27 protein-coding genes and 1 tRNA gene are annotated in these 26,895 nt (G+C 55.7%); 18 read left to right on the top strand and 10 right to left on the bottom strand.

Annotated features, from left to right (window positions below; all coding sequences use genetic code 11):
• A partial coding sequence (locus tag IIA05_00815) for an SPOR domain-containing protein (protein ID MCH9025640.1) occupies window positions 1-640 on the top strand: 640 nt, incomplete at its 5' end.
• Window positions 641-725: 85 nt separating this feature from the next.
• Window positions 726-801: transfer RNA gene (locus IIA05_00810), tRNA-Thr, on the top strand.
• A gap of 81 nt (window positions 802-882) precedes the next feature.
• Here IIA05_00810 and IIA05_00805 read toward each other — a convergent pair.
• The 3 genes from IIA05_00805 to IIA05_00795 form a co-directional block, all read right to left on the bottom strand.
• A complete protein-coding gene (locus IIA05_00805) occupies window positions 883-3,249 on the bottom strand; it encodes a TonB-dependent receptor (GenBank protein MCH9025639.1) in 2,367 nt (788 codons plus the stop codon).
• A gap of 250 nt (window positions 3,250-3,499) precedes the next feature.
• On the bottom strand, window positions 3,500-3,997 hold the full coding sequence (locus tag IIA05_00800; GenBank protein MCH9025638.1) for a hypothetical protein: 498 nt from the start codon (window positions 3,995-3,997) through the stop codon (window positions 3,500-3,502).
• A complete protein-coding gene (locus IIA05_00795) occupies window positions 3,994-4,242 on the bottom strand; it encodes a hypothetical protein (GenBank protein MCH9025637.1) in 249 nt (82 codons plus the stop codon). The genes IIA05_00800 and IIA05_00795 overlap by 4 nt, the downstream gene beginning before the upstream one ends.
• 160 nt (window positions 4,243-4,402) lie before the next feature.
• Here IIA05_00795 and IIA05_00790 point away from each other — a divergent pair, with 160 nt between their 5' ends.
• From IIA05_00790 to IIA05_00780, 3 genes are all read left to right on the top strand, one after another.
• Window positions 4,403-5,878: an OmpA family protein gene (locus tag IIA05_00790; GenBank protein ID MCH9025636.1), complete on the top strand. Its 1,476-nt coding sequence runs from the start codon at window positions 4,403-4,405 to the stop codon at window positions 5,876-5,878.
• Window positions 5,879-6,019: 141 nt separating this feature from the next.
• Window positions 6,020-6,910 (top strand): sulfotransferase domain-containing protein, encoded by an 891-nt coding sequence (locus IIA05_00785; protein ID MCH9025635.1) that lies wholly within the window; start codon window positions 6,020-6,022, stop codon window positions 6,908-6,910.
• A 2-nt stretch (window positions 6,911-6,912) separates the two neighbouring features.
• On the top strand, window positions 6,913-8,142 hold the full coding sequence (locus IIA05_00780) for a cysteine desulfurase-like protein (protein ID MCH9025634.1): 1,230 nt from the start codon (window positions 6,913-6,915) through the stop codon (window positions 8,140-8,142).
• Between the two features lie 43 nt (window positions 8,143-8,185).
• On the opposite strand, the gene IIA05_00775 is transcribed toward IIA05_00780, so the two are convergent.
• Both IIA05_00775 and IIA05_00770 read right to left on the bottom strand, forming a co-directional pair.
• Window positions 8,186-9,115 carry a hypothetical protein gene (locus tag IIA05_00775; protein ID MCH9025633.1) on the bottom strand — a complete coding sequence of 310 codons (930 nt, stop codon included), beginning with the start codon at window positions 9,113-9,115 and terminating at the stop codon, window positions 8,186-8,188.
• Window positions 9,112-9,885: a 1-acyl-sn-glycerol-3-phosphate acyltransferase gene (locus IIA05_00770; protein MCH9025632.1), complete on the bottom strand. Its 774-nt coding sequence runs from the start codon at window positions 9,883-9,885 to the stop codon at window positions 9,112-9,114. Before IIA05_00770 ends, IIA05_00775 begins: the two co-directional genes overlap by 4 nt.
• A 99-nt stretch (window positions 9,886-9,984) precedes the next feature.
• Between IIA05_00770 and IIA05_00765 the strand changes: the two genes are divergently transcribed.
• The 4 genes from IIA05_00765 (at window position 9,985) to IIA05_00750 (ending at window position 13,483) form a co-directional block, all read left to right on the top strand.
• Window positions 9,985-11,289 carry an aminotransferase class I/II-fold pyridoxal phosphate-dependent enzyme gene (locus tag IIA05_00765; GenBank protein ID MCH9025631.1) on the top strand — a complete coding sequence of 435 codons (1,305 nt, stop codon included), beginning with the start codon at window positions 9,985-9,987 and terminating at the stop codon, window positions 11,287-11,289.
• Window positions 11,280-11,942: a hypothetical protein gene (locus IIA05_00760; protein ID MCH9025630.1), complete on the top strand. Its 663-nt coding sequence runs from the start codon at window positions 11,280-11,282 to the stop codon at window positions 11,940-11,942. The genes IIA05_00765 and IIA05_00760 overlap by 10 nt, the downstream gene beginning before the upstream one ends.
• Before the next feature lie 74 nt (window positions 11,943-12,016).
• Window positions 12,017-12,919, top strand: a complete 903-nt coding sequence (locus IIA05_00755; GenBank protein ID MCH9025629.1) for a diacylglycerol kinase family lipid kinase — start codon at window positions 12,017-12,019, stop codon at window positions 12,917-12,919.
• A 12-nt stretch (window positions 12,920-12,931) separates the two neighbouring features.
• On the top strand, window positions 12,932-13,483 hold the full coding sequence (locus IIA05_00750) for a VTT domain-containing protein (protein MCH9025628.1): 552 nt from the start codon (window positions 12,932-12,934) through the stop codon (window positions 13,481-13,483).
• A gap of 17 nt (window positions 13,484-13,500) precedes the next feature.
• Here the strand turns inward: IIA05_00750 and IIA05_00745 are convergent, their stop codons facing one another.
• Window positions 13,501-13,626 carry a hypothetical protein gene (locus tag IIA05_00745; protein MCH9025627.1) on the bottom strand — a complete coding sequence of 42 codons (126 nt, stop codon included), beginning with the start codon at window positions 13,624-13,626 and terminating at the stop codon, window positions 13,501-13,503.
• Window positions 13,623-13,790, bottom strand: a complete 168-nt coding sequence (nadA, locus tag IIA05_00740) for a quinolinate synthase NadA (GenBank protein ID MCH9025626.1) — start codon at window positions 13,788-13,790, stop codon at window positions 13,623-13,625. Before nadA ends, IIA05_00745 begins: the two co-directional genes overlap by 4 nt.
• Before the next feature lie 169 nt (window positions 13,791-13,959).
• On the opposite strand from nadA, the gene IIA05_00735 reads away from it, so the two are divergent.
• Window positions 13,960-15,273, top strand: a complete 1,314-nt coding sequence (locus IIA05_00735; protein ID MCH9025625.1) for a sodium-dependent transporter — start codon at window positions 13,960-13,962, stop codon at window positions 15,271-15,273.
• A complete protein-coding gene (locus tag IIA05_00730; protein ID MCH9025624.1) occupies window positions 15,273-16,352 on the top strand; it encodes an isopenicillin N synthase family oxygenase in 1,080 nt (359 codons plus the stop codon). Before IIA05_00735 ends, IIA05_00730 begins: the two co-directional genes overlap by 1 nt.
• A gap of 156 nt (window positions 16,353-16,508) precedes the next feature.
• On the opposite strand, the gene IIA05_00725 is transcribed toward IIA05_00730, so the two are convergent.
• Window positions 16,509-17,831 (bottom strand): M48 family metallopeptidase, encoded by a 1,323-nt coding sequence (locus IIA05_00725; GenBank protein MCH9025623.1) that lies wholly within the window; start codon window positions 17,829-17,831, stop codon window positions 16,509-16,511.
• Window positions 17,832-17,937: 106 nt separating this feature from the next.
• On the bottom strand, window positions 17,938-18,459 hold the full coding sequence (locus IIA05_00720) for a hypothetical protein (GenBank protein MCH9025622.1): 522 nt from the start codon (window positions 18,457-18,459) through the stop codon (window positions 17,938-17,940).
• Between the two features lie 387 nt (window positions 18,460-18,846).
• On the opposite strand from IIA05_00720, the gene IIA05_00715 reads away from it, so the two are divergent.
• Genes IIA05_00715 through IIA05_00690 form a run of 6 tightly spaced genes read left to right on the top strand, consistent with a single transcriptional unit; the run spans window position 18,847 to window position 25,240 of the window.
• A complete protein-coding gene (locus IIA05_00715) occupies window positions 18,847-19,389 on the top strand; it encodes a GspH/FimT family pseudopilin (protein ID MCH9025621.1) in 543 nt (180 codons plus the stop codon).
• Between the two features lie 11 nt (window positions 19,390-19,400).
• Window positions 19,401-19,991 carry a type IV pilus modification protein PilV gene (gene pilV / locus IIA05_00710; protein ID MCH9025620.1) on the top strand — a complete coding sequence of 197 codons (591 nt, stop codon included), beginning with the start codon at window positions 19,401-19,403 and terminating at the stop codon, window positions 19,989-19,991.
• Between the two features lie 16 nt (window positions 19,992-20,007).
• A complete protein-coding gene (locus IIA05_00705) occupies window positions 20,008-21,000 on the top strand; it encodes a PilW family protein (GenBank protein MCH9025619.1) in 993 nt (330 codons plus the stop codon).
• A complete protein-coding gene (locus IIA05_00700) occupies window positions 20,997-21,512 on the top strand; it encodes a hypothetical protein (GenBank protein ID MCH9025618.1) in 516 nt (171 codons plus the stop codon). Before IIA05_00705 ends, IIA05_00700 begins: the two co-directional genes overlap by 4 nt.
• A 19-nt stretch (window positions 21,513-21,531) precedes the next feature.
• Entirely contained in the window at window positions 21,532-24,726 is a 3,195-nt protein-coding gene (locus IIA05_00695) for a hypothetical protein (GenBank protein MCH9025617.1), read from the top strand.
• A gap of 58 nt (window positions 24,727-24,784) precedes the next feature.
• Window positions 24,785-25,240: a type IV pilin protein gene (locus IIA05_00690; GenBank protein MCH9025616.1), complete on the top strand. Its 456-nt coding sequence runs from the start codon at window positions 24,785-24,787 to the stop codon at window positions 25,238-25,240.
• A gap of 114 nt (window positions 25,241-25,354) precedes the next feature.
• Here IIA05_00690 and IIA05_00685 read toward each other — a convergent pair whose 3' ends face one another.
• Complete coding sequence (locus tag IIA05_00685; GenBank protein MCH9025615.1) at window positions 25,355-25,798, bottom strand: hypothetical protein; 444 nt, start codon at window positions 25,796-25,798, stop codon at window positions 25,355-25,357.
• Between the two features lie 140 nt (window positions 25,799-25,938).
• On the opposite strand from IIA05_00685, the gene IIA05_00680 reads away from it, so the two are divergent.
• Entirely contained in the window at window positions 25,939-26,766 is an 828-nt protein-coding gene (locus tag IIA05_00680; protein ID MCH9025614.1) for a methyltransferase domain-containing protein, read from the top strand.
• Window positions 26,767-26,895 lie beyond the last annotated feature (129 nt).

Below are 26,895 nucleotides of genomic sequence, written 5' to 3'. Positions count from 1 at the left end.
GGTCAATCTAGGGATACTGGCTTGGTATCACTGGTTGCGCGAGCCCTACGATAACGCACCAATTGCGACCAGCTATGAGGGTTTGCCAAGCCTGGAGCTGGCCGAGGACCAGCCTGTGGAGCAGTCCAGACCGCAGGTTTTTTCGATGAAAACCGGCGAAGAGCTGCTCAATGCCGGTATCTCGGAGTGCCGGAGTATCGGGCCGTTCAGCAAGGCGGACGATGCGGAGGAGGCCGCGAGGACTTTGCAGGGACTGGATTTCTCCGTGGCCAGGCGTAACGAACCGGGCCGGCTGTTTGTCGGTTACTGGGTGAATATCGCCGCGGCCGAAGATCGGGCGGCGGCGGAAGTGATTACCGACGCCCTGCGGGCCGACGGTGTCACCGATTTCTATATCGTACCCTCGGGAGATGACCAGAATGCGATTTCCCTGGGAGTTTTTAGCGAGCTGGGGCGTGCGCAGCGACGGCTGCAACAACTGAGTGATCGTGGATTCGGCGCACGAGTCAACCAAAGGTACCGGGACGGGGAAGTCAGCTGGCTGGATGTCAGCGGTTTTGGCGCGGATAACCTGAATCTTTCCGCGTTGGGCGTCGAAGTTCCCGGCCTCGAAATTAGCGATCGGTGCCCGCCAAGGTAACTTGCAGGTCATCCCGAATCTGCGATCCCTGCTGGTGACATGCGGGCCAGGCAAGTTAAACTACCGGCCGCCCGGAGGCGGCAAAGCCGGAATAGCTCAGTTGGTAGAGCAGCTCACTTGTAATGAGAAGGTCGGGGGTTCGACTCCTCTTTCCGGCACCACACATGAAAAAAGGCCCGTGCGATGCGGGCCTTTTTTCGGTTCGAGCGGCCCGGTCGAAAGGCCGCAGCGCCGATCAGCCGTTAAAAGCGCATGGTGGCTTGCAGCGTGTAAGTGGTGTCGCGTGCGTCAAACCCGTAATAAGTGTTGGTGCCAAAGGGTGAACCTGACAGCGGCACGTTGTTGACGTAGGTAAGAACGTCTTGGTCGGTGATGTTCTTGCCGATGAACGCAAATTCCCATCGCTCATTCGATATTGCCATCCTGACATCGATTTTCTCGTAGGCATCGATTTCATAAGCGGGGTCGAGATTGACGTGGACGTTCTGGCTGCTCACCCATGACAGGTCACCGGTTAACCGGAACTCCCAGCCGCTACTGAAGGGAGTGACATAATCGAGTGACATGTGGCCGCTGAACTTGGGCGTGTACTGACCGGATTGCCCGGTACGATCGCAAGTCCCGTCAGCCAATACCGGCGTCTCGCCAAGGTAACAGTTGCCGCCGCCGCTACCGCTGGCGCCGAAATTCTTGAACTCGTGATCGAGATAGCCTATCGCATAGGTCCAGGTCACGCTGTCACTGAGCAAGTAACGCCCGTCCAGTTCGAAGCCCTGCACCTTCGTATTCGGCACGTTGGTGACGTTGAATCCCAAGGTGCCGTCAAACTGGCTGACCTGCAGATCGTCATAATCGGTGTAAAAGAACGAGATACCGGTTTCGCCGCGCCCATCGGCATAGGAGAAACGCCCACCGAATTCGAAGCTCGTCGCTTCCTCGTCAGTGAATTCGAACGAACCAACGTTGTTTGATCTGGCATCGAATCCGCCGGCTTTAAATCCTGTGGTCGCGGATGCGAACAACATCATGTCATCGTTGGGGCGATATTCCAGCCTTAACAACGGCGTGAACGAGGTCTCATCGCGTGTTCCGCTCAGGTTATGACCAGCAGTGACGCCAGGAATAATCAATTGTTCGTTTTCGATCCCGAATTGGCTGAAAAAAATCAAAGGCGCCATTGACGCCGGGAGTACCGGCATGCCGGTGGCTTGATCAATGACCTCGATTATTCTTGATCCTTTCTTGTCTTCCTCGGTGTAGCGGCCACCGACGGTCACGGCCCATTCGTCGTTAAGATTTATCGTCGCCTGCGCGAAAACGGCCCACAGGTCGGAATCCTGGTTGAATTGCCGTGTGGCGCTGGTGTTCAGTATGGGGACCAGTCCCAGCAGGCCCAGCACGCTGTTCGACGGAATCAGGATTTCATCCCGGAAATCGAGGTCACCCGTCTGATAAAAACCACCGACGATCCAGTCGACTTTCTCGCCGCCGGGAGAGGTCAGCCGGATTTCCTGGCTGAACTGCTCATACTCCTCGTCGAGCAGGACGTTGAATACCGGTGCGGCGGTATAGTCGCAATCGCAGATCTCCAGGAAATCGTAACTGACATAACCGGATACCGCGGTCAGCGTGTTTTCGCCGACCTGGTAGTTGATGGTCAGCGCATGGCTGTCCAGTTCGTTGTTGCTGAAATCGCCGCCATCGGCCGATCGCGAATAATCCTGCGTCGCGTCGCTGATTGCACCCGGATAACCCAGCGAGCCCAGAATCTGCGCGTAGGTCGCACCGCCAGGTAGGATGGGGCCGTCCTCGATGACCTCGATCTGGCGTCCGATCGTATCGAAGACGTCGCGTTCCAGTTTCAAAGTGATATCCAGCCTGTCGCTGGGCTCCCAGCGCACTGTGCCGCGGATGGCCAAGTCGTCCCGTTGCGGCTCATCCGCGCCGTTGAAGGTGTTGACTACATAGCCGTCGTCGTCATATTTACGAACCGCAAAGCGGCCGGACACGGTGTCGCTAAGACCGCCGGACATGACCAGTTCAGTCAATACGGTATTGTGCTCAAAATCGCTGCTGACGCTGAAGCTGCCTTCGAATTCCTGGGTCGGCGCAGCGGTAGTCATTGAAAGAGCGCCGGCGATCGAGTTCTTGCCAAACAGGATACTCTGCGGGCCACGCAAGGTGGAGACACGTGCCAGGTCAAAAATCGGCGCCCGAATCAGTTGCTGGCGGCCATAATAGATGCCATCGACATACTGGCCGACCGATTGCTCGAAGCCCTGGTTATTGCCGGTGCCGATACCACGGATATACATCTGCGTGCTGATGCCGCTTTCGGTCATCTGCAGGTTGGGCACATAGTTCTGTAGATCTTCGATCCGGTAGATGCCCGCCTCCTTGATCTTTTCGCCAGAGGTCACGACGATCGAAATCGGTACGTCCTTCAGCCCTTCTTCACGTTTCTGCGCGGTAACGACAATTTCTTCGAGCACTCTTCCCGTTGCCGCTGCGTCGCTCGCCTGATCATCGCTGTCTGAATCCTGCGCTTGTGCGCCGGCGGCAAAACCAAGACAAAGCAACGAGGGGACTAAAATAAGTTTCCTGAACATGACCCATGACTCCTTAGGATTGGCGGCATGAACCTGGCAGATTCATGCCTGTTTTTGTTAGTTTACGGTTTGGTGTAAATCATACAACAGTCAGCCCAGCTCGGCTAGTAAAAAACACGATTATTATCAATCACTTGCCGGCTCATAGCCCAGGTTTTTCATTAGGATGCCGGTACGGCAGTGCAAAAATACAACATTGGAGCCCGCGCCGGGATTTCGCGGGCGAACCCAACCGTGCCGCGCTTCTTTCTTAGTCGTCGTTCCCGCCATCGTCATCGGGTGCGTGGCCGCCGCGATTTTCTGCGCGCAAATCCTTGCGTTGTTTACGCAACTCGGCATTGAGCGCGTTTTCTTCGGCCATAAACGCTTCCGGCGCCGCCTGCTCGTTCGGCGGATGCTCGGCACGAGAGGATGCGCTGCGCTCGTGCTCTGCGCTTGCGTTTTCGCCGCGGCTATGGGTTTCCGCCGCAGCGTGTCTTGCCTGTGCTGCCGCGTGCCCGGCTTCCGCCTCGGCTCTTCTTGTGTCGTCTGCAGCGCGCGCGGCTTCGGCTTCCCGGCGTCTTTCGGCGGCCCTCGCCCGCATGTCTTCCAGGTCACGCCGCACGCTGTCCTGGTACGCCGAATCGCGCATTTGCGATGGCGTCTGACCACGTCCCTGGCCGCCGCTGCGGCCCTGCGCATAGCTTGCCGATGCAGCGATAACGCCGAAAACCGCAATAGCGATAATGCCTGTTTTCATGATACTCATCGTAGTTTTCCTCGTTCGGCGGTCCAGTCCGCCGGTGGTCGAATGCTAGCACAGCAAAAGCTGAGCGAATGTTGATCAACGGGTTGAAAATGGAGCAATTTTCGTCGCAATCCGGCGACAGAGGGCAAAGATTTTTTGCTGCTTGTGGCGGCCGAAATCGATTTGCCGGGCGCTTGTTTACCCAGCGCTTGATTCGTTTTGCCCAAACTGTAGCCAACGGTTTGTTTGACCGTGATATCTGGCATAACATTTAACATAATGTTTTTGTCGTTCGCTCGGGAGGCCATATTTGCGGGCTGACGATTTGACAATAATGTGACCCAGTGCCGGTCCGCGCGCGAACCGGAAAACTATACTCGTACCGCTTCCGATTCACAGGATTTGCGAGCGATTGCGGAGATACAGATGACAAAGTTCAGTAAAAAGACCGTATTGATTTTGGTTTTCCAGGCGCTCGCGCTACTCGCCAGCGGGGCCGCCCACTCACAGGACGCCAGGGAGCGTATGTTCCGGCAGGCGACCGGGACCTTGGAGGTTGCCAAAAACAAGGACGCCAGGCGACTGGCGCCGGATACCTACGCACGCGCTATGCGCAGCTACAAGAACGCAGAGAAAAAGTTCTCGCAGGGGCGCACGGTGAGTAGCGTGCAAAAGGATCTCGCCAAGGCCACGATCGAATTCGAAAAAGCCCAGATTGTTGCCGATCTGGCAGCCCAGAAAATGGGAACGATGATCAAGGCGCGCACCGATGCGGCCGGAGTCAACGCCAAACAATACTCAACCAGAAACTGGACCCGTGCCGAGGCCTATTTCCGGGACGCGGTTGCCATGCTCGAGGACGGCCGCCAGAAAAATGCGCTGCGCCGAGCCGCGGAAGCGACCAAGATATATCGTGAACTGGAGCTTGAGGCAATCAAAGCCGAGTATCTGACCGATACGCGGATGTTGTTGGCGAAGGCCGACAAGATGAAGGCCAAGCGCTATGCGCCAATTACGCTGCGGCGTGCAAAAAATCTGCTGGCTACCGCGGAAATAGAACTGACGGAAAATCGTTATGACACCGACCGGCCGCGCAGCCTGGCACGCGAAGCGCAATACGAGGCCCAGCATGCGATTTACCTGACTGAATACTTGAAAAACTTCAAGTCACGGAATCGGACCCAGGAACAGCTGATCCTGCATTGGGAGAAGCCATTGCAGGAAATTGCAGCCGCGGCGGATATGACAGCCAAACTGGATCAAGGCTATGAAGCATTGGTCAGGGATCTGGTGATTTATATCGAGACCGGCGGCGAGCAATCCCAGGAACTGGGCCAGCAGATTGCGGAGCGCGACCGGGAAATCGTTGCGCTAGGCGATCAAGTCAACGAACTCAGCGAACAGCTCGGTGGCGTGGCCAATGCCCAGGAGGCGTTGCGGCGCAGGCTGGCTGCCCAGGAAATTTTGCGCCAGAAGGTGATCCAGATAGAAAGCACTTTCGAGCGATTCGAAGCCAAGGTCTTCAGGGATTCAAATGAAATCTACATACGCCTGGTCGGGCTCAGTTTCAACTCGGGTAGTTCGAATATCAATTCGGCGAATTATGGTTTGCTGCGAAAGGTAGAAAACGCGATCGAAATTTTCCCGGGCGGGCGCGTTATCATTGAAGGACATACAGACTCCTTCGGCGGCGACGACCAGAATTTTGTCCTGTCCGAAAAACGCGCCGAATCGGTTCGTCAATATCTGCTGGTGCAGATGGGCATCAACCCGGAGCGGATCAGCTCGATCGGCTATGGTGAAACCAAACCGGTCGCGAACAACGAAACGCCGCAGGGGCGCGCGAAGAACCGGCGCATCGATATTCGCATCGTGCCCAACCTGGATCTTTCGCAGACCTGAACGCCAATGCGTGGGCGTTCGCGTCCACGCCCCCCTTTCTGCTTTCGCTGGCGCATCCTCGCCTTGTCGCCGACATCGAATCTGCACGGCCGATGCGGTACATTGGCCAGACTTTTGGTCTGCTTCGGGGGATAGACCGGGATGCCGGATAACCAGGCACTGGGTTCGCTGGTCCAGGCGGTGCTTGAGCGCCAGCTTTTCTTTGTCGCTGGCCAGGGCAAATCGGGCACGACCTGGCTGGAACTGATTCTTAACGCCCACCCCGACGTGTGCTGCCATGGCGAAGGACACTTTGCCGACAAGCTGTTACCTGATTTGAATGAGGCGATCAATCGCTATAACGGCTACCTTAAGCACAATAACGCCCTGTTTGAGGAACTCCGCGACTACCGGGGCTTGTCCCGGGACCATGCCTGGCATATTGGCCGAATAACGATGGCTTTGCTGCTGGGCCAGCAATGCGATGGCGAATTGCCGGCGGCGATCGGCGAGCGTACACCCGCGAACCTCGCCAATTTGCAACTTCTGCACCAAATGTTTCCGGAAGCGAAACTGCTCCACATCACGCGTGACCCGCGCGATGTCGCGGTATCCATGTGGTTTCATGGGTTACGCATCAACCCGGAGCAGGCAAAAAAAGAATATGTCTCGCCGGACGAGCTGGCTCTGAAACTGACGGACGGGTGGCTGCAGTTGAACAACACTACTCAGAAGTTCGCCAGGTCCTGCCCGGCGCAATATCTGGAGGTCAAATACGAGTTGTTGCATCATGATTTTGCCGGGGCTGTGCGGCCCCTGCTAACCGCTCTCGGGGTCGATGCCTCCGACGGGACCATCGAAAAATGCCGCGATCAATCCAGCTTTAAAAAATTATCCGGCGGCAGGGAGCAGGGCGATGAAAACAGGCAGTCGCATTTTCGCAAGGGCGTGGTCGGCGATTGGAAGAATCACCTCAAGCCGGAAACAGTGAAGCGGATCGACGAAATTGCCGGCGACCGGCTTACGGAGCAAGTAAGCCCGACAAAGGAGTAGAGATGCCCTATACAGATGCGCAGTGTCTCAGGGCGAGAGAGGACTTTCCCGCCTTGTCGCGCTCGCTCGATGGTCAACCACTGGTCTTTCTGGACGGGCCGGCGGGCACCCAGGTACCCGGTCCGGTCATCGAGGCGCAGAATCACGCGTACCGGATGTTCAACACCAATACCGGCGGCGAATTTGTCACCTCCAGGGATCTTGAGGAAGCCATCTGGCGCACCCGCAAGACAGTCGCAGCTTTTGTCGGCGCGTCCGAGCCTGCCAGCATTTCCTTTGGCGCCAACATGACCACGCTGGCTTTCTCCCTGAGCGATGCTTTCTCCAGGCTCTGGGGGGAAGGCGATGAAGTGGCGATCACCGCACTCGATCATGAAGCCAATCGCGGCCCGTGGCTGCAGCTGCAGGATCGCGGCGTCGCGATCCGCGAAATCGCCATCGACAGGCAGGGTTATTTCGATCCGGATGACATGCGCAGCAAGATTAACGAGCGTACGCGGCTGGTGGCTATCAACGCGTCTTCAAACGCGCTGGGTACGGTCAACGATCTTTCCCTGGCCCGCGAACTGAGCCGCAAGGTCGGCGCATGGATGCTGGTGGACGCGGTGCATTACGCGCCGCATATCGCGCTCGACGTGCAGGCCATGGATCCCGATTTCCTGTTTTGCTCGGCGTATAAATTCTATGGGCCGCATGTCGGGATTCTTTATACCAGGCCCGGTCTGCTGAATACGCTGCCGACCAACCGCTTGTGCACCCAGGATTCGGCCGCGCCATACCGGATTGAAACCGGCACGCTGAACCACGCGGCAATCGTTTCGATCGCGGCTGCGATCGAATACCTCGCCAGCTGGGGTGAGGGAAATAATCTTCGTGAGCAGTTGGTCGATGCGATGGGGAAAATTTACGCCTACGAACATGAACTGGCGGCCCACTATTACCAGCGTGTAGCGGATGTTCCGGGGGTCACGGTATGGGGGCCTGATTTTTCTGCGGCGCCGCGTTCACCCACCGTTTCGATCACATCCGGCAAAATATCCACGGACGACGCCGTAAAAGATCTGGGCACGCAGGGATTTTGTCTTTGGCAGGGGCATTTTTATGCTCAACGGGTCGTCGAACTGCTCGGCTTGTCCGAGAGCGGCGGGCTGATACGGATGGGCGTGTCGATGTACAACACCAGGAGCGAGATCGACCGCTTGCTGGAGGCGATTGAACGGCTACCCGCTTGACTGGAGCGATTTGGCAGCCAGGATAAGGTATCCCGGATCGGCCTCATGGTGATGATTTCTTGCTTCGCTGCAGGCGGACAAAATTCCTGATGATCTTGGGCCACATCAGCACCAATGGCCAGCGTCGTTCGGCATCGGTCAGTTCGACCTTGATGCCGGAGCGGCGCTCCAGTTTGCGGACTATGTAGTCGGGCCAGCCGGTAAAAGTCATGACGTACTTGAGCCAGCGTAGCGTCGCGCGAATTTTCGACTTGCGGAAATACCACCGCCAGCGCCACTTTTGCGCTTTTCCTGGTGGCCGGGTCAGGCGGTATTTTCGCTCGTCCCGGGTCAGCACGCCTCGTTCAATACCGGCGTCCAGTACCGGCTTGAACGATTCGATCAACGAAGTTTGTTGCTGGGCGATGACTTCCAGCACTCGATCGTTCGATTCGGGGCGGATTTCGGCGCCATACGATGTTTGCATCATGGCCAGGCAGTAAGACTCAACGGTAAATTTTTCATCCGCATATAGCGGCACCCAGTCCAGCGTGCCCATACGCGCATCCAGCAGCCGCTCGTTAACCCGTTCGCGGACCTCGTCGTCGCGCGCATAGATGATTTCCACTTTCTGAACCAGGCGCCCTTTGCAGAAATGGTCTTTGGCGCGCGCACCCATCGCTCGTGCAAAATCCTTTGCGCTGATGATCACTGCCTTGATGCCAGCGCCTTCCGCTGCTGGAATATGGATGACATTGGGTGGCAACAGCCGGTTCAGCAAAGCGACCAGGACGGCCGGGTAGCCGAACCATGCACTGAATTCGCGATAAAACGGGCGGTACTCGTCAACGATGACAACCCAGTCGGCGGCGCTGTGCTGGCCCGGTGCTGAGTTCACCAGGTGGGAGCCGAAGAAAATCACCGCCCGCAGGTTGCTGCCGGCCCTGTCAGCCATCGCCCTCAAGGCATCCGGTTTGTGGGCGTGCCCGTTCAAGCGCCCGATTCCTTGCGTAGCTGCGCGAGCCCGGACAGCATTTTCTCACGCATACCGGCCATAAACGGTTCCGGATCGTCCGTTTCCGGGTCAAAAGAGAAAGGGCCAATAATCACTGATTTTGGCCTGATTCGACTGATTTTCTTGACAAAATCCGTTAAAGTCGCGCACTTCCAAAGGCCATCCACGATGACCAGGTGGACGGACCAGGGCCGGGATGAAAGAATGGCGTTGACACCCGCGGTTCTGAACCTGCGGATATCCCCGTTCCTCGTGCGTGAGCCCTCCGGGAAAATCGCCACAGGGTAGCGGGCATTTGCAGCGGTTTCGGCCAGGGCATTGAGCTGGGATACGGAAAACCGAGCGGGATCGACCAGCGGAAATTTGTACAATCGGAGCATATTGGACACCAGCGGAATGCCCTTGGCATACCGGCGGCGGGTTACAAAAAGAGGATAATTTTCGCTTAGACAGGCGGCCACGTAGGGGATATCCAGTATCGACTGATGGTTCACCAGGAGCAGGGTGCCCGAATCGCCGGAGACGGATGGCAAGGGTCTGAATCTCACGCCACAGATTATTCGGATGGTCTGGAGCATAATGTTGGCCCAGAGCCGAAACCAGGAAGCCTGCAGGTGCAGGCTGTGCCTGCCGGACAACGGGAGCAACGCAAACAATGCGCGTTGAATGGGGTCGCCGATGATCAGCAGCAAGCCGATAGCAAAAAGACAAGTGCCACCGCGTAAATAATCAAGACTAGTTTTGATCATGGTTGGGTCGTGTTTGCAGTTAGGAAACTGAGAAAATAGGCCAGCAGTCATGGCGAGGTCAACCGCCTGTGGATTTTTGGCCGGGGAAACACAAGCACTATGGAAGCACCAAAGAAAAAAGTTAAGGAATTATCGGCGACAGCGGCCGCCCACGGTTTCGATGACTTCGATCATAGCAATTTTTATTCGGGATCGAGTGATGATGCGTTTTGCATGCTTGATCCGATGGATGAGTGGTGGGGGACGAGAGCATATGGCGCTGGTTATTACCAGTTTGGCCTGCCGATGCAGACCGCACCGCTGCCAACTGTCGATATCCGCGAGACGCTCGACAACCAGGTGCTCAAAAATCTGGTCAACTTTTCTTCCTACAACTACCTCGGCCTGTCTTACCGGCCGGAGGTGATCGAGGCTGCTGTCGAAGCGACCCGGAAGTACGGGCTGGGCGCATCGGGTTCGCCGGTTCTCAGCGGCACGATGGAGTTGCACGAGGAGTTGGCGGAGAAACTGGCAAAATTCAAAAAGAAAGAAACCGCGCTGCTTTTTTCCACCGGCTATAGCGTCAACCTCGGCGTTATTTCCGGATTGATGCGTCCAGGCGATACGGTGATCACGGATCAGTATTCGCATGCCAGCGTCGTTGACGGAATCATCCTGTCGAAGGCCAGGGTTAGTTTTTTCCGGCATAACAAGATCGACGACCTGGAAAAGAAACTGAAACGCGCGATCGGCAAGAAACTGGTTGTCGTTGAAGGCGTTTACTCGATGGACGGTGACTTGCCGGTCCTCCCCGAGATCGTTGACCTTTGCAAGCGTTACGATGCCAGGATCATGATCGATGAAGCGCATTCCGCATTTATTTTCGGCGAAAACGGGCGTGGCGTTGCCGAGCACTTCGGTCTCGAGGACGAGATCGATATCCATATGGGCACGTTCTCAAAAAGCCTGGGCGGCATCGGTGGATTCGTCGCGGGCTCATTCAAACTCACCAATTATCTGAGAGCCTTTGCCAGGTCCCGGGTATTCTCGTGCGCCCTCCCGCCGGGAGTGACCGCGGGCATCAGCAAGGCCCTGGACATAGCCATTGACGAACCTGAACTCAGAAAGCGTTTGTGGGACAACGTATATTTCGCGCAAAAAAAGCTGCGAGAGGCAGGTGTGGATATCGGTAACTCCGAGTCACAGGTGATTCCTGTGATGATCCGCGATGACAAGCACATATTTTCATATGCCGAGCAACTGATTCACGAAGGCGTTTACCTGAATCCGGTCAGGTTTCCCGCAGTCGGCAAGCATCGATCCCGCTTCCGGATTTCGATCAGCGCAGGGCACACCAATGAGCAGCTCGAGCGGGGCTGCGATATTTTGATCAACGTCATGCAAAGGCACGGGCTATGCCGTTGACCAAGTACGAGTTTAGTCAGACGGCCAGCGCTTTTTTTGAAATACCAACGGAAATGGCGATGCCGTTGTTGCCAAAGCCATTGCAGACGCTGGAATCACATCACGGCTCATCAATTTTTGCAGTCACGGCATTTGACTTCACTGAAAGCATAATCGGGGCATACCAGGAAGTAGTCATGTCCATTATCGTTCCGCCGCTGATTCGTCAAAGTAGCGAGTTTCCAAAATCGGCTTTTTACCCGTTTGTCCTGGCAACCAGTACGGCTGAGGCGAGGGCGCACGCTCTCGAACGCTGGCACCTGCCGCATCACACGATGGATATCGCCATTGATTTCTCCGAGCAAAACGGCTCCTTGGCGGTGACTGTCAGGGAAGGGGATGCTCCCATAGTCGATTTCACGGTCACCGAGCATCAATGGGAGGATGTCGATCATCTTTATCAGTGCAACATGAAAGACGATTCCGGTCGTTACAAAGTGGATATCCACATGCAGGGTAATTTTTGCGAGCATGAAGAAGAGCGGGGCTCGCTGACCTTGCACGATCATCCCATGTGTGCGGGACTGGACCCGGGGGAGATTACGGATTATCCGTTTCGCGAGTTGTGGATGAAGCGCGGCCGGCAACTTTTCGAAGAACTGGAAACTCTCTAAGGAAGCTCTGATCTATTGATGGACTCGTATCTTGCGCCCATGAATAGATCAGAATTTTCCTAAACCCGACCGCTTTGTCAAAACCCCGATACTTTGTTCTGTTCAACCCGGCTGCGGGCCGTGGCCGTGGGGCGCGCTGCAAGGCCAGGTACCTCAAGCTGCTTTCGGTTGCGCTGGGCGCATTCGATTATGAAGTCAGCGAGGAGCCGGGCGATCTTGAGCGGCTGACCCGGCAGGCGCTGGACAGCGGTTACCGGCGCATCGTGGCAGTGGGCGGTGATGGAACCTGGTCTCTCGTTGCCAATGAGATAATCAACAGTGGCCGGGCCGATGTTAGCCTGGGTTTGCTGCCTGCCGGTACCGGTAACGATTTCGGGAAAAGCCTCGGCATCGTTTACCGCCATCTGGGCAAGGCCATTGCTGCACTTAGCTCCTCCGACTACCGAACCATTGATGTGGGCCGTCTCAACGGCCGCCATTTTCTGAATGTTTTCGGTTGCGGTTTTGACATTGCGGTTATTGACGATGCGTCACGATTTAACCGCTTGAAAGGCGGTCTGTTATATCAATACTGCGCCGTGCGCCAGTTGTTCCGGTTTCCCGGCGTGGAAATGACCGTCGACTGTGAGCAGTTGAGATCTCACCGGGGCAGACGCCTGATGCTGGTGGTTGCAAACGGCCGTTATTTTGGCGGTTCTTTCGATATCGCACCGAAATCGAGTCTGACTGACGGCTATCTCGACCTGGTTTCGATCAACGATACCAGCCCGTTTGGACGGATGAAAATATTTTCAGATGTCTGCGCCGGCAGGCACAAGGACGGAGAGAAGGTCCAGATGAAGGCTGTCAAATCAGTTAGCATCGAATTCGAGTCTCCGCCGCGATACGAACTTGATGGTGAGGTTTATCAAAGTGAAGAAAAAACCATCACCATTGATTGCGTTCCCGCCGCCATTCGCGTACACAGCGTTTTCTGATAACGTGCGCTGATGGACAGGATAAAACGCGCAATCCTTTCCCCATTCGTCTGGATGCTGGCAACCATAATCCTGTTGTCGCTTGCCGCCAACCACTGGATCGAAATCGAGGGTGCGCGGGGAGCGGTTTCCCAATGGGGCGTGTGGGCGCCGGTTGCATCTGCGTTGCTCAAAACGCTGACCAACGTCACGCCATTCGGCGCAATCGTGTTGTCAGTCGTCAATGGTGCTTTGTTCTCCATTTTGGTCGCGACCCTGGTCAACCAGATTTCAAGCATGGTGACCGGCCTCATCATGTACCGTATCTGGCAACGCGGTGATCACGAATGGGATATCCGCGCACGCATACAAGCATTGCCTGCCTGGTTGAGGAGTTACCAGGCGGATAACCTCTTGTTCCTGACATTGCTTCGCTGGGTGCCATGGGCGGGTGGCCCGCTGGCGGACCTGATAGCCGGGTCGCATCATGTTCGATTGCGGATTCACGTTGCGAGTTTGTTGCTGGGTTATTTGCCGGGCTCGCTGATCTATGCGCTGATCGGCGCCAAGCTGGTTTCGATGTAGGCCGGCGTTTTTCCAGATCAGGACCCGCGCAACATTGCCTCTATCGGTTTCCTTGCTAGTTCAATCAATCTGGCGGGCAAGTCGATTTCGAACCGTCCATGTTTCAACGAAGCCAGAGTTTGTTCCAGCGTTATTTCGTTCATATAGGGACAGCGTATGCTGCAGTGACCACGGGCACACCGGGAAAGCGATCGCGCACCCACCTGACATCGTCGACCGTAATGCTCTCCGCCAGCGAGCAGCCAGACAGTTGGGTTGGCAGCAGCGCGGTTTTTTCCGGGCTTCGTAATTTTGCTGTCTTCGCCATGAACCGGACGCCACAAGAAACGATCAGGTCCTTGTCGGTTTGCAATGTGAACAACCGTTTATAGTCGGGTTCTCGCGCTCGAAATTCCTTGATTTAAGTCAACGCGGAAGCCGGACATTTTGGGCGTAAGATACGAGTTCATGAATAGATCAGAACTTCCCCAATCTCGATGAGCAGCCTGCGTTTCAGCAGCCGGCTGACAACCATTTTGACCATGGTTGGGGTCGCCATCGGCCTGGGTAACGTTTGGCGGTTTCCGTACATGATGGGACAGTATGGCGGTAGTGCGTTTCTTTTCATGTACTTGGTTTTTGCGCTGCTGATCGCCGTGCCGGCCATGTCAGCCGAGTGGGCGCTGGGTCGGGCGACGAGGCAAGGCCCCATCGGAGCGATGGCGTCCGCTTTCGGAGACAGGCTTGGGCGGCCGGTCGGAATTGCATTACTGGCGGGAATTTTGATTGCCGATTCCTATTATATCGTCGTGATTGCCAAGGTGGCGTGGACCGGCGGGTTTTCCTTGATCAAAGGATTTTCGCCGGAAACGATTGACAACTACCACGCATCGCTATCGAACGGTGTCTTGCAATATACGATTTCAGTCATCATCGCGGCAGCCGCTTTGTTGGTCGTCCACAAAGGCCTCAATCGGGGTATCGAACTGGTCAGTCGGTTGTTTGTTCCGCTGTTTGCGCTGATCATGTTCTACCTGGTTTTTCATACACTGACACTGCCGCAGGCGATACCAAAAGTCATCGAATTTCTGCAGCCTGATTTTTCACGGATAGGATCTCGCGAAGCGTTTGCCGCGATGGGTCAGGCATTTTATTCTGTGGGACTTGGCGGCAGCATCATGCTGGTCTATGGGAGCTATCTCAAAGATGATGCGAATCTGCCGCGCGATGCCTTGATCACCGTATCCAGCGATGCCGCTGCCGCGCTAATGGCTTCGTTGTTCATTGTGCCGACGGTGCTGGTTTTCGGGCTCGACATGAGTTCGGGGCCCGGTCTGATCTTTAGCACCATGCCCGAATTGTTTTCCGCGATGCCCGGCGGCCGGCTCGCAGGTTCTTTGTTCCTGCTGGTATTGGCGCTGGTCGCCTTTCTTTCGGCGATCGCGGCAATCGAGGTCTTTGTTTCCGGCCTCAGCGACCCGCGTCAATATCGATGGTCGCGACGGCAACTTGTAGTGGTTACTTTTGTATTGCTGGCGCTGATGATGATTCCAAGCGCATTGTATCCACCGTTCATAGGCTGGGCAGATATGGTTTTTGGTTCGGGTATGCTGGTTAGCGGCGGGCTGATTGCCATCATCGCGCTGACCCGTGGGCTTGGCCGGATAACCACGGCGCAGCAAATTTTTCCACGACAGGCCGGATTTTTTGCCTTAGTCAGTTTATTCTGGCTGCGCTGGGTGATTCCACTGGCACTTGTCGTGGTGCTGGGTACTTACCTTTTTTCATTGATAAGCGGCACAGAAGTCTGATGGGCGACAAGCGAAAACAGGAAACGGGCGTGCTGGCGAAAAACCAGGAGTTCCGCCGGTACGAACAGGTTCGTAAGGAGCAATCCTATTACCTGTCCGAGCAGGGCGCTGGTGAGCAGTTCGATGCAGAATTCGAGATTCAGACCTGCGATATGTCTTTGTGGCTGGTAGGCGATGAAAAGAGCCGGCGGAAATTTTCGCAACAACTGGGCGCTGCGATGGAAAGCATTGGCTTTGCCATCCTGACCGGACATGGCGTGGACCCGGACTTGTACGAACATTTAACTCAAAAAACCATTGAATTTTTTGAAACCATTCCCGCATCCGAAAGAAAGCCCTACATCGCCCACCGGCACGGATCGGTGAACCAGGGGTATTTCCCGGTAAAGGAAACAACCATCATCCACCCCGACCTTGTCGAAGGCTGGGTGTTTTGCCGGCGCGCATTCGATCTGGATGGCAAGGCCGATTACCGGGAGAGTGATTTCTGGCCACGCCCGGAATTCGAACCCGAGTTCCGTCGGTTGGTTATTGAGCATGAAAAACTGATCTTGCCGGTCATGCAGGCAATTCTTTACTATCTCGGCTGCGACCCCCATATCTATGACCAGAAACTTCACAAAACCAATTTTGGATTCAGGCTCAACTATTACCCGGCGGTGACGGTAGCGGGTGGGGAAGCCGGTGGCGGGCGGATGTTGGGCCATGAAGATGTCGATCTGTTTACCTTTCTGCCGGCGCCAAACCAGGAAGGGTTACAGGTTTTGAATCGCCGTAACATGAAATGGATAAAACTCGATGCGCCACCGGGCAGTATTATTCTCAATACCGGCGACTATATGCAGCGAATCAGCAATGACCGGTTGCCATCGACGACTCACCGTGTGAGTCAGCCGCAAGACCCCGGTGTAATGACCAAGCCAAGAGTTTCCTTACCGATGGCTGTTTATGTCTGGGAGGACGAAATCCTTGATGTGTTGCCGGGGCTCGGTCAACCTCGTTACCAGCCGATCAGGGCCGAGGATTTTCATACGCGTATCACGAGCAAATACTATGGTGACGATTACCGCGATAGCTGATTTAGCCAAGCGGATTCAGGGTTGGTTCGGCCGGGCCAAAACGACGCCGAAAAACAAGACCAGACTCAGCGGTGTAAAAACACTTTCTGGGCTGGTCACCTGCTGTTCAGCAGCCGACGCATGATGCGTGTTTTTGTAGCGCTTCCTGGCGGGTGATTATTCTCGTTTTGTTTCAGGCTCGGATTCCTGATGTTCTGCTTTCCACAGCATGGCCATATGCACGCGGTTGCGCCCGCTGGGATGGTCATAAAAAAGGAACTCTTCAAAGGCGCCCGGGCTGATCTTGCGATACTCGCTCAAACGCATCGCGACACGGGCGAAGCCATCCGGTTGTCCGGCGACATTCAGGCCATAATTGTCCGCTTCCACCTCAGCCACGCGGATGATCGAATTGGTCAACGGCGTCATGATCAGAAAATAAACCGACAACACGGCGCCAAGCAACGGCAAGCCCGCAGTATCACCGATATCGCGGACACCCCAGTTTTCCCCCCAGCGTGCCAGCGCTCTGCCAAATCCCCAGTTGACGAAGGCAAATCCCCCGACTAGGACCAGTCCAAACTGCATGACCAGCTTGACGCCATGGTTGAGGATGTAATGCCCCATCTCGTGACCCATGACCGCCTGGATTTCTTCGGGTGAGGTGCGCTCGAGCAAGTTGTCGTTAAGGCTGATGCGTGTCGTGTTCAGAAAACCGCTGACGTTGGCGCTAATGCGCTTGGTTTGGCGGGAGGCGTCAAACCAGTAAACATCATCGACCGGAATGTCATTGGCCCGCGCCATGGACATGATCTGGTCACGAATCGGCCCGTCTTCCAGGGTTTGGTAATCATTGAATAACGGTGCGAAATAGACTGGCGCGATAAACGAAGTGAAGAATATGAAAGCAACCGAGGCAACGCTGGCCCATATCCACCATAGCTGACCCGCTTTTCGGATTACCGCGTAGATTAGCAATATTGCCAGGCTGCCTAGGATTGCGCCGACCATCAGACCGGTCATTTGGTCGGCAAACCAGCCAGCAAAATTCTGGTTCGCCAATTCATAGTGATGTTCGCGGAAGAACCCCTGATAGAGAGTCAGTGGGAAAACCAGGATCGTCGTGACCAGGATGTACTGCACGGCGTAGGCGAGCGTATGCAGCCAGTCCCATTTGCCGATTCGCTCGGCAAGATCCCGCATTGCGGCGGAAATTCGAAAATGCAGCAGCAGCCACGCGGCGGCCAGGCCATACAGAAATCCCCACAGCTCGAGCCAGTAACCGCCTTCCATATAGGCGTCCGATTTTGCCCGTTGTTCCTCGCTTAGCAACGCGACATAGGCATCTGTCGCCCGATCGACATTAAAATCTGTGCCGGCCAATGCGCCTGGCGGTATATCGAGGCTAACCGGTGATTCTTGCGCCCACAGCGGGCTGCCGATTAGCAGCATCAGTAATGCGATACTGAACGCATTCAGCCAGACAGATCTCCCGGACATCGTGATCCCCTGCTTCTTTGGGTTTGAATTAGGTTCGGGAGACAGTATTGCAATTGGCGTGGCGGGTCATTTTGCAGTGCGCAAAATTGGGCAAACCACCTGTTTTTCAAGCGGTGTAGATGTTCAGTAACTGGTACGTGATCAGCAGGGTATAGCCACAGAACAGGAAATACAGAATGGTTTTTGCCCTGAGGCCAGCCAGGACCCGCATATTCGCCATGGATATCATCAGTACTACGCCTATGATGGTGCCGAAAAGCTTCCAGCCGGCGAAGCTTGCGCTGCCGTTCTCCATCAACGTAGCCATGGCGGCGTTTGCTTCGGTTGCCAGGCCATTGTCGATCGCGATCAGCGTCAGCATCGCATCCATTGCACTGAGCAGGACCGTGCCCACTGCAGGAAACATCAGGCTGCGATCGAAGAAATCGGCGTGATAGCTGTCGCTGTCTTCGCCTCTGCGCGGGCCGCGGCGTCGTGGCTTGATGAGGCCATAAAGGATGGTCTTGAAGCTAAAACGACGCCTGTCGGTCATTTCCCGCGCTGCGCCGGTTGCCGAAATGTCTACAGCTACTCCCAGATTCCGCTCTCCGGTTAGCGTAATCGGCCTGGCTTCGGCGTTGTTTTGCATAATCTTTCCCTTTTCAGACTGGCCGATTGTATGTCCTCAGCCCTTGCAATAGCTGTGACTCAGGTCTCAATGAGCATCCAAAAACCGGGATTTTCCACTTATCGGAAGTCCATGACCGCTTATCGGGGTTGACGGTTCCACGTTAAGCCTATAGCGCCCGAATCGGCAAAAAACATCGTCAATGGCTGAAAAAAAAGAACTTAAAAAACAAGTACTTAAAATTCCCGATTTGACCTAATTCGGCGCGAAAATCGTGGCTCGGGACAAGTATCCCAAAGCGCTGACGGGGAGCCAAGAATCCGGTGTGAACCAGTTCACGGAATGACAAGTGCACTGGTGGTTTGATGCATACACGGAAACACGAACAAACCATTGGCGGGACTTTTTATGGACATGAAACAAAACGGATTCACGCTGGCCGAACTGCTGGTCACCCTGGCGGTCTTTTCGATACTGGCTACGGTTGGCGTACCCAGCTTCAATCAGACGCTGCTCAATAATCGCCAAGTCAGCTCGTTGAACGTACTGGTCGGCAGCATGCAGTTGGCACGCTCCGAAGCAATTGTACAAAACAGACGAGTATCCTTGTGCGGCAGCAACGACGGCCAGACCTGCGGTAATAGCTGGAGTAACGGCTGGGTCGTTTTTGTCGATAACAATGGTGATGGTCAGGTCAACGGCACGGAAGTGGTTCTGCGTTCCGTCAATGACATATCCAGGCTGGGGATCACGCCTGGCGGAATCGGCAATAACCTGATGTATCGTCCGAATGGCCGCATGATGACCGGCAACAACATCCGCTCCAACACCGGACAATTCACGCTATGCGATATTCGCGGTGCTGAACATGCCCGAACGATCGTGGTTGATTCCAGCGGCCGGCCTCGGGCATCCAAATACAACATCGATGGTACCGCTCCCGTATGTTGAAAGTTTCCGCAATGATGAAATCGACTACGCCGGCCATGCACCGCATGGCCGGCGTCGGATTGATTGAAGTCCTGGTCACGCTGGTCGTTTTCTCGCTGGGAATGCTGTCTGTTGCCGCTTTGCAGGGTGTTGCCAAGAAAGCAAATTTCGACGCCCTGCAAAGAACCAACGCATCGCTGATGGCCTACGATCTGCTCGAGCGTATGAGGAGCAACAACCAGGCGCTGGCCAGCTACGTCAACGCTGCTGACCTCGGTGGCGGAACGCTTGGTCCGCAGCCGGCTCTAGCCTGCAACAATATCAACGGGCCATGTAGCACACAGCAGATTGCCGCCTTTGACCTTTGGGAATGGGAAAGAATTCTCGATGGCAACATGGAAACGCGTGGCAATGAAGCGACCGGTGGGCTGGTTGGTGCGACCGCTTGTATCAACGGCCCTGTATTGGGTGGTTCGGGTGGCTACACCGTGACCATCGCATGGCGCGGTGTCACCGCAATGACGACTCCGCCGGCTGATCCTTGTGGAGTGGGCCTGGGACGTTATGGCGACAACGACGAACTGCGCCGGGTGATCGTCGTGCCAACATTTATTGGGATTTAGCAAGGATACCGACCTGATGAAATGCCAGGCCAAACAATCGGGTTTCTCGCTGATTGAACTGATGATCGCCATGTTGCTGGGTCTGTTGATCATGACCGGACTGGTCAATCTATTCTTGCAAAGCAAACGCAGTTTCAACCAGAACGAAAGCATTGCGCGCATGCAGGAAGATGCACGCTTTGCGCTCGATACGATCGTGACCGATCTGAGCATGGCCGGATTGCTGGCCGATTTGCTGACACCGCAAGGCATGGGTTTTGATACGACGCTTGCGCTGGGCGTGGATTGTGGTCCCGGCGGCTTTCCCAACTGGGCGTTCTCCATGATCAATCTCGCGGGCGACTACGCCCCGATCGGATCGGTCGATAACGCGACCGATGGAAGCGCGGGCGCGGCACACTCCTGCCTGGCGGCGGGCGATGTCAAGCCGGGGACGGACATCCTGACCATCAAGCGTGTTGCGGGTCGGGCGGAACCAGCCCCGGAGGTGGGCCGGGTTTATTTGCGCACCAACGGGACTGCCGGATTGCTATTTACCGAACCCGTGTCAGGCGCGCCACCGGTTAATGTGCCGATTCCGTTCCAGGATTGGGAATACCTGCCGGTCATTTATTACGTGCAGAATTATGCATTTGCGCCCGGCGACGGCATCCCGACGCTGTGCCGTAAAATACTGTCGCCGGTGGGCGCCGCCAGCAGCATGACCACCGAATGCCTGGCGCGCGGCGTCGAGGATCTGCAGATCGAATTTGGCATAGACACCGACAATGACGGTTCAGCCAATGTTTACCTGGCCGCGCCGCTGGCCAGCCAGATTAGCCAGGTAGTAACCGCGAAGATTTTTTTATTGGTGCGCAGCGAGGACGCGGACATCTCCTATGTCAATGACAAGGTCTATACGCTGAGCAATGCTGCGCCGTTTACGCCGAATGACAATTTTTATCGCCGGGCTTTCAGCACGACCGTCGGCATTCGCAACCTGAGGAACCTGAACAGGCTGGGGCTATGAGCAGGATGAATCAGCCTATCGGCAAATCCGGACAGCGGGGCGTAATCCTGGTCAGCTCGCTGATCCTGCTGGTGATTATTACTTTGCTGAGTATGTCCGCAATGCGAGTCAGCATTACCGAGCTGCGCATGGCGGGTAACCAGGAGACCGCGGTCACCGCGTTCCAGGCCACACAAGCTCTGTCCGATGCCATTATCGATGCCACAGCGTCGACACCGGTGATCGGTGACCCGGGTTATACGATCTGCACCGGTACCGGGGTCAATTGCGATAGGGAAAATTGGCGCCTGCCGAACGGCATGTTCACCGACCAGATGAATGCAGGTGTCATGAACAGCGTGATCGTCAGACTGGCGCCGGCGCTGCGCCCGCCGCCGCGCGGTATCGGTTCAAGCGCGGATAAGTTCAGTGCCGCGGCTTTTTCAATCACCAGCACTTTCGACATGGCCGATCAAGGCCTCGGTAGGGACACCGTGGTCGAAGGCGTATTGATTTTAGTGCCTACCAACTAGGAAGGTGGGGGAGTCAAAAATGTTTGGACCTAAATTCAAAAACCGGCTTTTCAGTCTGCTGTTAGCAACCGGGCTGACTCTCGGCGCCAGTGCGCCGGCCGTGGCCGACGATATCGATATTTACTTTGGCGGAAATCTTCCTGCGGGCAGCGAGCCCCTGGTCATGTTCAGCCTGGATTATCGTCCGAACCTTGGGTCCACGGTCTGCCAGAAAGGCGAATGCCAATTCCTGGTGGATGCCGGTTATCTACCGGCCCAGGCCTCATACACATTTTTCGACATGCTGCGCGGCGTGCTGAGGATGGTCATGGATCCGCTGGAGAACATCAAAGTCGGTCTGATGCTCAACCACGACAACAAGAACAATTGCGCGGGCCCGAGTAAAGCAGCGACCAAAGGATGCTCAAATGGTGGCTATATCGCGATGGGCTTTGAAATGTTCGAGATGGGCGATAGCAACGGCGCCAAGGCCCGCTTTCATCAACTCCTCTCCGCTATTCCCGTGCCGCAAGGCAACCTGTCTCACCCCTACCAGGGCAAGGAGCTGTTTTTCGAGTTGTTCCGTTATCTGACCGGCCAGGGCATCTATAACGGCCACGTCGGTTATCTCGATTATGCCGGCGATCCCACGATCAATCTTGATTCCAACTTCCCGGCCATCTCCTGGGACACTGGTATCGAGAGGCCGGGTAACAGCGGACTTTACCTGACCCCCCTGGATGCCGCCAGCGAGTGCACAAAGATTTTTACGATCAACCCCATGTTCTTTGTCGCCAACCAGGAAAATGATTCCGATGCAGCGATAGCCCAGGTTATTGCCAATGGGGGGACAGGATCGCCGCGCGCTAAATTTGTCGATATGCTGCAGTTTATGAATGACCAGGATATGGCCAATGGAATCGTTGGCGCCGCGCCGAATCTTGACGGCAGGCAAAACGTTACTTCTTACTTCCTGACGCCGAAAGCCAATACCACGACGGTGAGCTACGCCAGGGCAGGAAATACCGGCCAGCCACTGCCGCTGTCGGAAAATCCAGAGGAATTGGTCAATACCATCAGAGATATTTTCAGTCAGATTCTCAGCGTCAGTACGACCCTGGTCGCGGCGTCTATCCCGGTCAACGTGTTCAACCGGGCGCAAGTCGTGGATAACGTGTTCCTGGCGCTGTTCCAGCCCGATTCGCGCGGTCGCCCGTACTGGACAGGTAATGTCAAGAAACTCAGGCTGGCCGGGCTCACCGGTGGTACCGGTAACATCTTCCTCGCCGATGCGCTGGATCAGCCGGCAGTCGCCGCCGATGGACGAATCCGCTTCGATGCGTTGACCTTCTGGACCGATCCCAACGCGTTGCCGCCACCCGATCCGGATGAAGACGAATTTGCCGGCCGTGACGGCCGGTCGGTTGCACGTGGCGGAGCCGGGCAAAAGATACCGGGCATGATCAGCGGGCAAATCGGCCTGCTCAATAGCGATATTGGTGCGCGCCAGGTCTTTTACGAGATGGGCGGCTTACTCAAGCCCCTGGATGTGGACATCAACGTCGTCAACCAGCTCACACCTTACTTTAACCTTGCGGTCCCGCTCGTCGACATGGTCGCCGAGGTCACCTGGATGACCATGTACGCACGCGGATATGACGTTGACGATCTGGATAATGACGGAGTCCTTGCCGAAGCGCGTCCGTGGATCATGGCCGACCCCCTGCATTCGCGGCCGCTGCCGCTCAACTATGGTGCATGGGGTAGTTACAGCGATACCAATCCAGCCATTTTCCTGGCGTTAGCGTCAAACGACGGTTACCTGCATATGATTCGCAACACCACGGCTTCGGGTGGCGAAAGCGGCGAGGAAGTCTGGGCCTATATGCCTAAAGAAACGTTGAATGTGCTGCCCGAGTTGCGCGCCAACGTGTCTTCCTTCAGCCACCCGTATACGGTTGACGGTTCACCGGTTGCTTATATGCTCGATGTTGATGGCGACGGTACGATCGAAGCCATCGATGGCGACAAGGCCTATGTTTATATTGGCGCCCGTCGCGGCGGCAAATTCCTGCATGCGCTTGATGTGACCGACCCGGAAAATCCCGAATACCTCTGGGATATTGATAATTCCGATCCCGACTTTAGCGAACTGGGTATGACATTCTCGACGCCGCGAGTCGGCACAGTCGATATCGGCTTTGGGCCGCAGGCGGTATTAATTTTTGCAGGCGGCTATGACGCCAACAAGGATGACCGATCAGGCGTCGGCACCAACGACGCGGAAGGCAACGCATTGTATGTCGTTGATGCAATAACCGGTGCACTGATCTGGAAAGCGGTAGGCAGCGGAGTTCCTGCCGCGAAAACCTTTGTTCACAATGAGATGGTAGACAGTTTCCCATCGCCGGTCGCTGTTGCCGATATGGATGGCGATGGCTTGACCGACCGTGTCATCGTTGGCGACTCGGGTGGTAAAGTCTGGCGTGCAGACCTGGCTGGCAACGGCCCTGGCAATTGGAAAATAACAATGCTGGCCAACCTGGGCCGGCACTCGGCCGCGGCGCCGGGTGTGGCCGATGACCGGCGATTCTTTCATCGTCCGGATCTCGTGCCCAGTCGTGATGGCATCGGCGCATTTGATGCCGTGCTGATTGGCTCGGGCAATCGTCCCGATCCTTTGGGCAAGGGCGGCCAGACCGACGATTTCTTTTACCTGATCAAGGATCGCAATATTGCGATCGGTGGCGGAGCCGACAGCTTGCTCAAGCATGCCGGTCTTGCCGATGTGACCGATAATTGCCTGCAGGCAGGCCTTTGTGCGCGGGATCTCAGTAATGGCTGGCGCATGGGTCTGACCGGGACCGGCGAAAAGAACTTGTCGACGCCGCTGACCATCGGCGGAACCGTGTTCTTTACAACCTATTTGCCTCCGATCGGGCTACAGGCAAATCAATGTACGCCATCGGAAGGAAATGGTCTGCTTTACGCCATTGATCTGCAAAACGCATTCGCGGTCAAGAACTACGATTCGACCGATGATGGCCTGGACAATTCCGGCGTAGCCAGTACCGCCAGCGATCGCAGCACTTTGCTGAATTCTGAAGGCATCCCGGCCGAAGTCGTGTCCCTGCCGCCAAACAAACTGCTGCGGCCTGACTTGACGACGGAAGACGCGACCTCGTCGACTCGATGGAAGACCTTCTGGTACAACGCGGAAGATACCGATCTATAACGCTTGATATTCACAACAACCAGCGACAATTGGTTTGACAATTTTGGAATCTGGAATAATGGACAACGATCACAGACAAAACAGCCAACGTGGCTTCACGCTGATCGAGTTGATGGTCGTAATCGCGATTGTCGGCGTGCTGGCCGCAGTGGCTTACCCGAGTTACACGGACTACGTGACCCGCAGCAAGCGTGCGACTGCCAAGTCAATCCTAGTGATGCTGGCGGATCGGCAGGAACAGTTCTTTATTGACAACAAACGTTACGCGATCGATCTGAACGAGCTGGGCTATGGCAACGCCTTTGTCACGATCGACAACCAGGGCAACTCTATTCCCGCGCTGGCGGCCGATCGCATTTACACCGCCAGCGTGGTTAACGTGACCCCGACTGCGTTCCTGGCACTCGCCGTGCCGCAGCTCAACCAGGCGATCAATGATAGCGATTGCGGCAACATGATGCTGGACCAGGCGGGCTTCAAAAGTAACTCCGGTGTTAGCACCGACTGCTGGTAGCAGACGCCAAAAACAAAAAATGACTGGCAAGTGCTGGCCAACAAAAAAACGGGCAGATTTTGTCTGCCCATTGAATTGGAAAGGGGGGCAGATTTGAAATCTGTCCCCTTCATCTTAATTGCTCATATTGGCAATGGTCGTCCTGGCGGTGTTGCGCAAGGCCTGTTCGATTTCAGGAGCCGCCAGGACAAAATCTTGCAGTTTTTGTTTGGCGCGGATTTCCGCCTGGCTGGTGGGCGCGCCTGACCGGCTTTTCGAACCCAGCATGCTGGCGCTGATCAGCCGAACCTGCCAGTAACCGGTAGCTTGCCGGGTGATTTCCCTGACCAGCGCATCGATATCCATATCGCCGTTGTAATGTTTCCTCAGGTAGTCTGCCCATTGCGCATGCAACTGACCAGACTCGTGCCGGGTCGCGCATAGCACGACTATGCCGGCAAGCTCATCGCTGACCGAATCCACCGTCACAGTCCTTGCGGGCGTCGTCAGGCGCGTACCCTGGGCTTGCACACCCATGGATACCAGAAGCATCAGGAATGCCAGTATGAATCGGTTCATTTCTGTCTCCGGATCGTTTCTGGTAGCAATATACCACCGGACTTAGGTTGATTCGCCAAAAGTGTCGCTAAAAGGACACAGCTTTTCCGTAATCCATGCAGGGATTAGAATGATGTGTGGCTAGCATGGTGCTCAGTGGAATGAAAGACCGGTACGTACACGGCAGCTCTGAAAAAGAGCAGCGCCGCCTGGCCTTGATGAACAAACTCATCAACCAGGCCTGTCTGCGCGCGCTTGATCCAGGCGGCGAGGAACTCGTGCTCGATGTCGGTTGCGGAACGGGGGAATTCACCCGCGCGATCGCAAGATGCCTGCCGGACAGTTCCAAGGTTATCGCCATCGAACGGGATCCGGCACAGCTGGCTACGGCGGTTGATCGGGCGCTGGCGGACAATGAGGCTGATCTGGTCGATTTTCGCGTCGGTGAAGCTGAATTTTTGCCGTTACGGCAAAATGAAATGGGTCGTTTCGACCTGGCCCATACGCGCTTTCTCCTTGAGCATGTGAACAATCCGCTGAGCGTCGTAGAAACAATGTTCGATGCGGTACGCAAAGGCGGCCGTATCGTGCTGGCCGACGACGATCACGACACATTGCGTTTGTGGCCAGAGCCGCCGGGTGTCATGGATGCGTGGCGGGCCTACTTTGAAACTTACCGGAAAAATGGCAACGACCCGTTTGTTGGGCGAAAGCTGGTCCAGTTGCTGTACCAGGTCGGTGCCGAGCCGCAAAAAAATACGCTGGTGTTTTATGGCGGCTGCGCGGGCATGCGCGAGTTCAAGGGCATCGTGCATAATCTATACGAAGTACTGGGTGGTGCGGCCGAGGAGGTGATCCAGGCCAGGCTAATGAGCGAAAAGAAATACATCGACGCGTTGTATGCCCTGCGAGATTTTTCGCGACGGCCGGATGCGGCGCTTTGGTATGGCATCAGCTGGGCCGAGGGCATCAAACCCAGTTACAAATAATCAAAAAAGAATCCATTTGGGCGTTCCGGTAACAAAAAGCATGGCTTACGGGTCTTATTGATGAAGCGGTCAATGTCGTTTATTCCGGCATGCTTGGCCGAATCAACTTTCTATCTGATAGTCCGGCAA

This window comes from Pseudomonadota bacterium (assembly GCA_022572885.1).
Taxonomy (GTDB): Bacteria; Pseudomonadota; Gammaproteobacteria; order Steroidobacterales; family MnTg04; genus MnTg04.
The sequence above is the reverse complement of the archived record's forward strand: the minus strand, read 5'-3'. Positions and strand labels throughout refer to the sequence as shown.

What these genes read in the sequence shown, in the direction of transcription:
- IIA05_00805 (MCH9025639.1), bottom strand. Translation starts at nt 3,249, where the DNA reads ATGTTCAGGAAACTTATTTTAGTCCCCTCGTTGCTTTGTCTTGGTTTT.
- IIA05_00800 (MCH9025638.1), bottom strand. Translation starts at nt 3,997, where the DNA reads ATGAGTATCATGAAAACAGGCATTATCGCTATTGCGGTTTTCGGCGTT.
- IIA05_00795 (MCH9025637.1), bottom strand. Translation starts at nt 4,242, where the DNA reads ATGCCAGATATCACGGTCAAACAAACCGTTGGCTACAGTTTGGGCAAA.
- IIA05_00790 (MCH9025636.1), top strand. Translation starts at nt 4,403, where the DNA reads ATGACAAAGTTCAGTAAAAAGACCGTATTGATTTTGGTTTTCCAGGCG.
- IIA05_00785 (MCH9025635.1), top strand. Translation starts at nt 6,020, where the DNA reads ATGCCGGATAACCAGGCACTGGGTTCGCTGGTCCAGGCGGTGCTTGAG.
- IIA05_00780 (MCH9025634.1), top strand. Translation starts at nt 6,913, where the DNA reads ATGCCCTATACAGATGCGCAGTGTCTCAGGGCGAGAGAGGACTTTCCC.
- IIA05_00770 (MCH9025632.1), bottom strand. Translation starts at nt 9,885, where the DNA reads ATGATCAAAACTAGTCTTGATTATTTACGCGGTGGCACTTGTCTTTTT.
- IIA05_00765 (MCH9025631.1), top strand. Translation starts at nt 9,985, where the DNA reads ATGGAAGCACCAAAGAAAAAAGTTAAGGAATTATCGGCGACAGCGGCC.
- IIA05_00760 (MCH9025630.1), top strand. Translation starts at nt 11,280, where the DNA reads ATGCCGTTGACCAAGTACGAGTTTAGTCAGACGGCCAGCGCTTTTTTT.
- IIA05_00750 (MCH9025628.1), top strand. Translation starts at nt 12,932, where the DNA reads ATGGACAGGATAAAACGCGCAATCCTTTCCCCATTCGTCTGGATGCTG.
- IIA05_00745 (MCH9025627.1), bottom strand. Translation starts at nt 13,626, where the DNA reads ATGAACGAAATAACGCTGGAACAAACTCTGGCTTCGTTGAAACATGGA.
- nadA (MCH9025626.1), bottom strand. Translation starts at nt 13,790, where the DNA reads ATGGCGAAGACAGCAAAATTACGAAGCCCGGAAAAAACCGCGCTGCTG.
- IIA05_00735 (MCH9025625.1), top strand. Translation starts at nt 13,960, where the DNA reads ATGAGCAGCCTGCGTTTCAGCAGCCGGCTGACAACCATTTTGACCATG.
- IIA05_00730 (MCH9025624.1), top strand. Translation starts at nt 15,273, where the DNA reads ATGGGCGACAAGCGAAAACAGGAAACGGGCGTGCTGGCGAAAAACCAG.
- IIA05_00725 (MCH9025623.1), bottom strand. Translation starts at nt 17,831, where the DNA reads ATGTCCGGGAGATCTGTCTGGCTGAATGCGTTCAGTATCGCATTACTG.
- IIA05_00720 (MCH9025622.1), bottom strand. Translation starts at nt 18,459, where the DNA reads ATGCAAAACAACGCCGAAGCCAGGCCGATTACGCTAACCGGAGAGCGG.
- IIA05_00715 (MCH9025621.1), top strand. Translation starts at nt 18,847, where the DNA reads ATGGACATGAAACAAAACGGATTCACGCTGGCCGAACTGCTGGTCACC.
- pilV (MCH9025620.1), top strand. Translation starts at nt 19,401, where the DNA reads ATGATGAAATCGACTACGCCGGCCATGCACCGCATGGCCGGCGTCGGA.
- IIA05_00705 (MCH9025619.1), top strand. Translation starts at nt 20,008, where the DNA reads ATGAAATGCCAGGCCAAACAATCGGGTTTCTCGCTGATTGAACTGATG.
- IIA05_00700 (MCH9025618.1), top strand. Translation starts at nt 20,997, where the DNA reads ATGAGCAGGATGAATCAGCCTATCGGCAAATCCGGACAGCGGGGCGTA.
- IIA05_00695 (MCH9025617.1), top strand. Translation starts at nt 21,532, where the DNA reads ATGTTTGGACCTAAATTCAAAAACCGGCTTTTCAGTCTGCTGTTAGCA.
- IIA05_00690 (MCH9025616.1), top strand. Translation starts at nt 24,785, where the DNA reads ATGGACAACGATCACAGACAAAACAGCCAACGTGGCTTCACGCTGATC.
- IIA05_00685 (MCH9025615.1), bottom strand. Translation starts at nt 25,798, where the DNA reads ATGAACCGATTCATACTGGCATTCCTGATGCTTCTGGTATCCATGGGT.
- IIA05_00680 (MCH9025614.1), top strand. Translation starts at nt 25,939, where the DNA reads ATGAAAGACCGGTACGTACACGGCAGCTCTGAAAAAGAGCAGCGCCGC.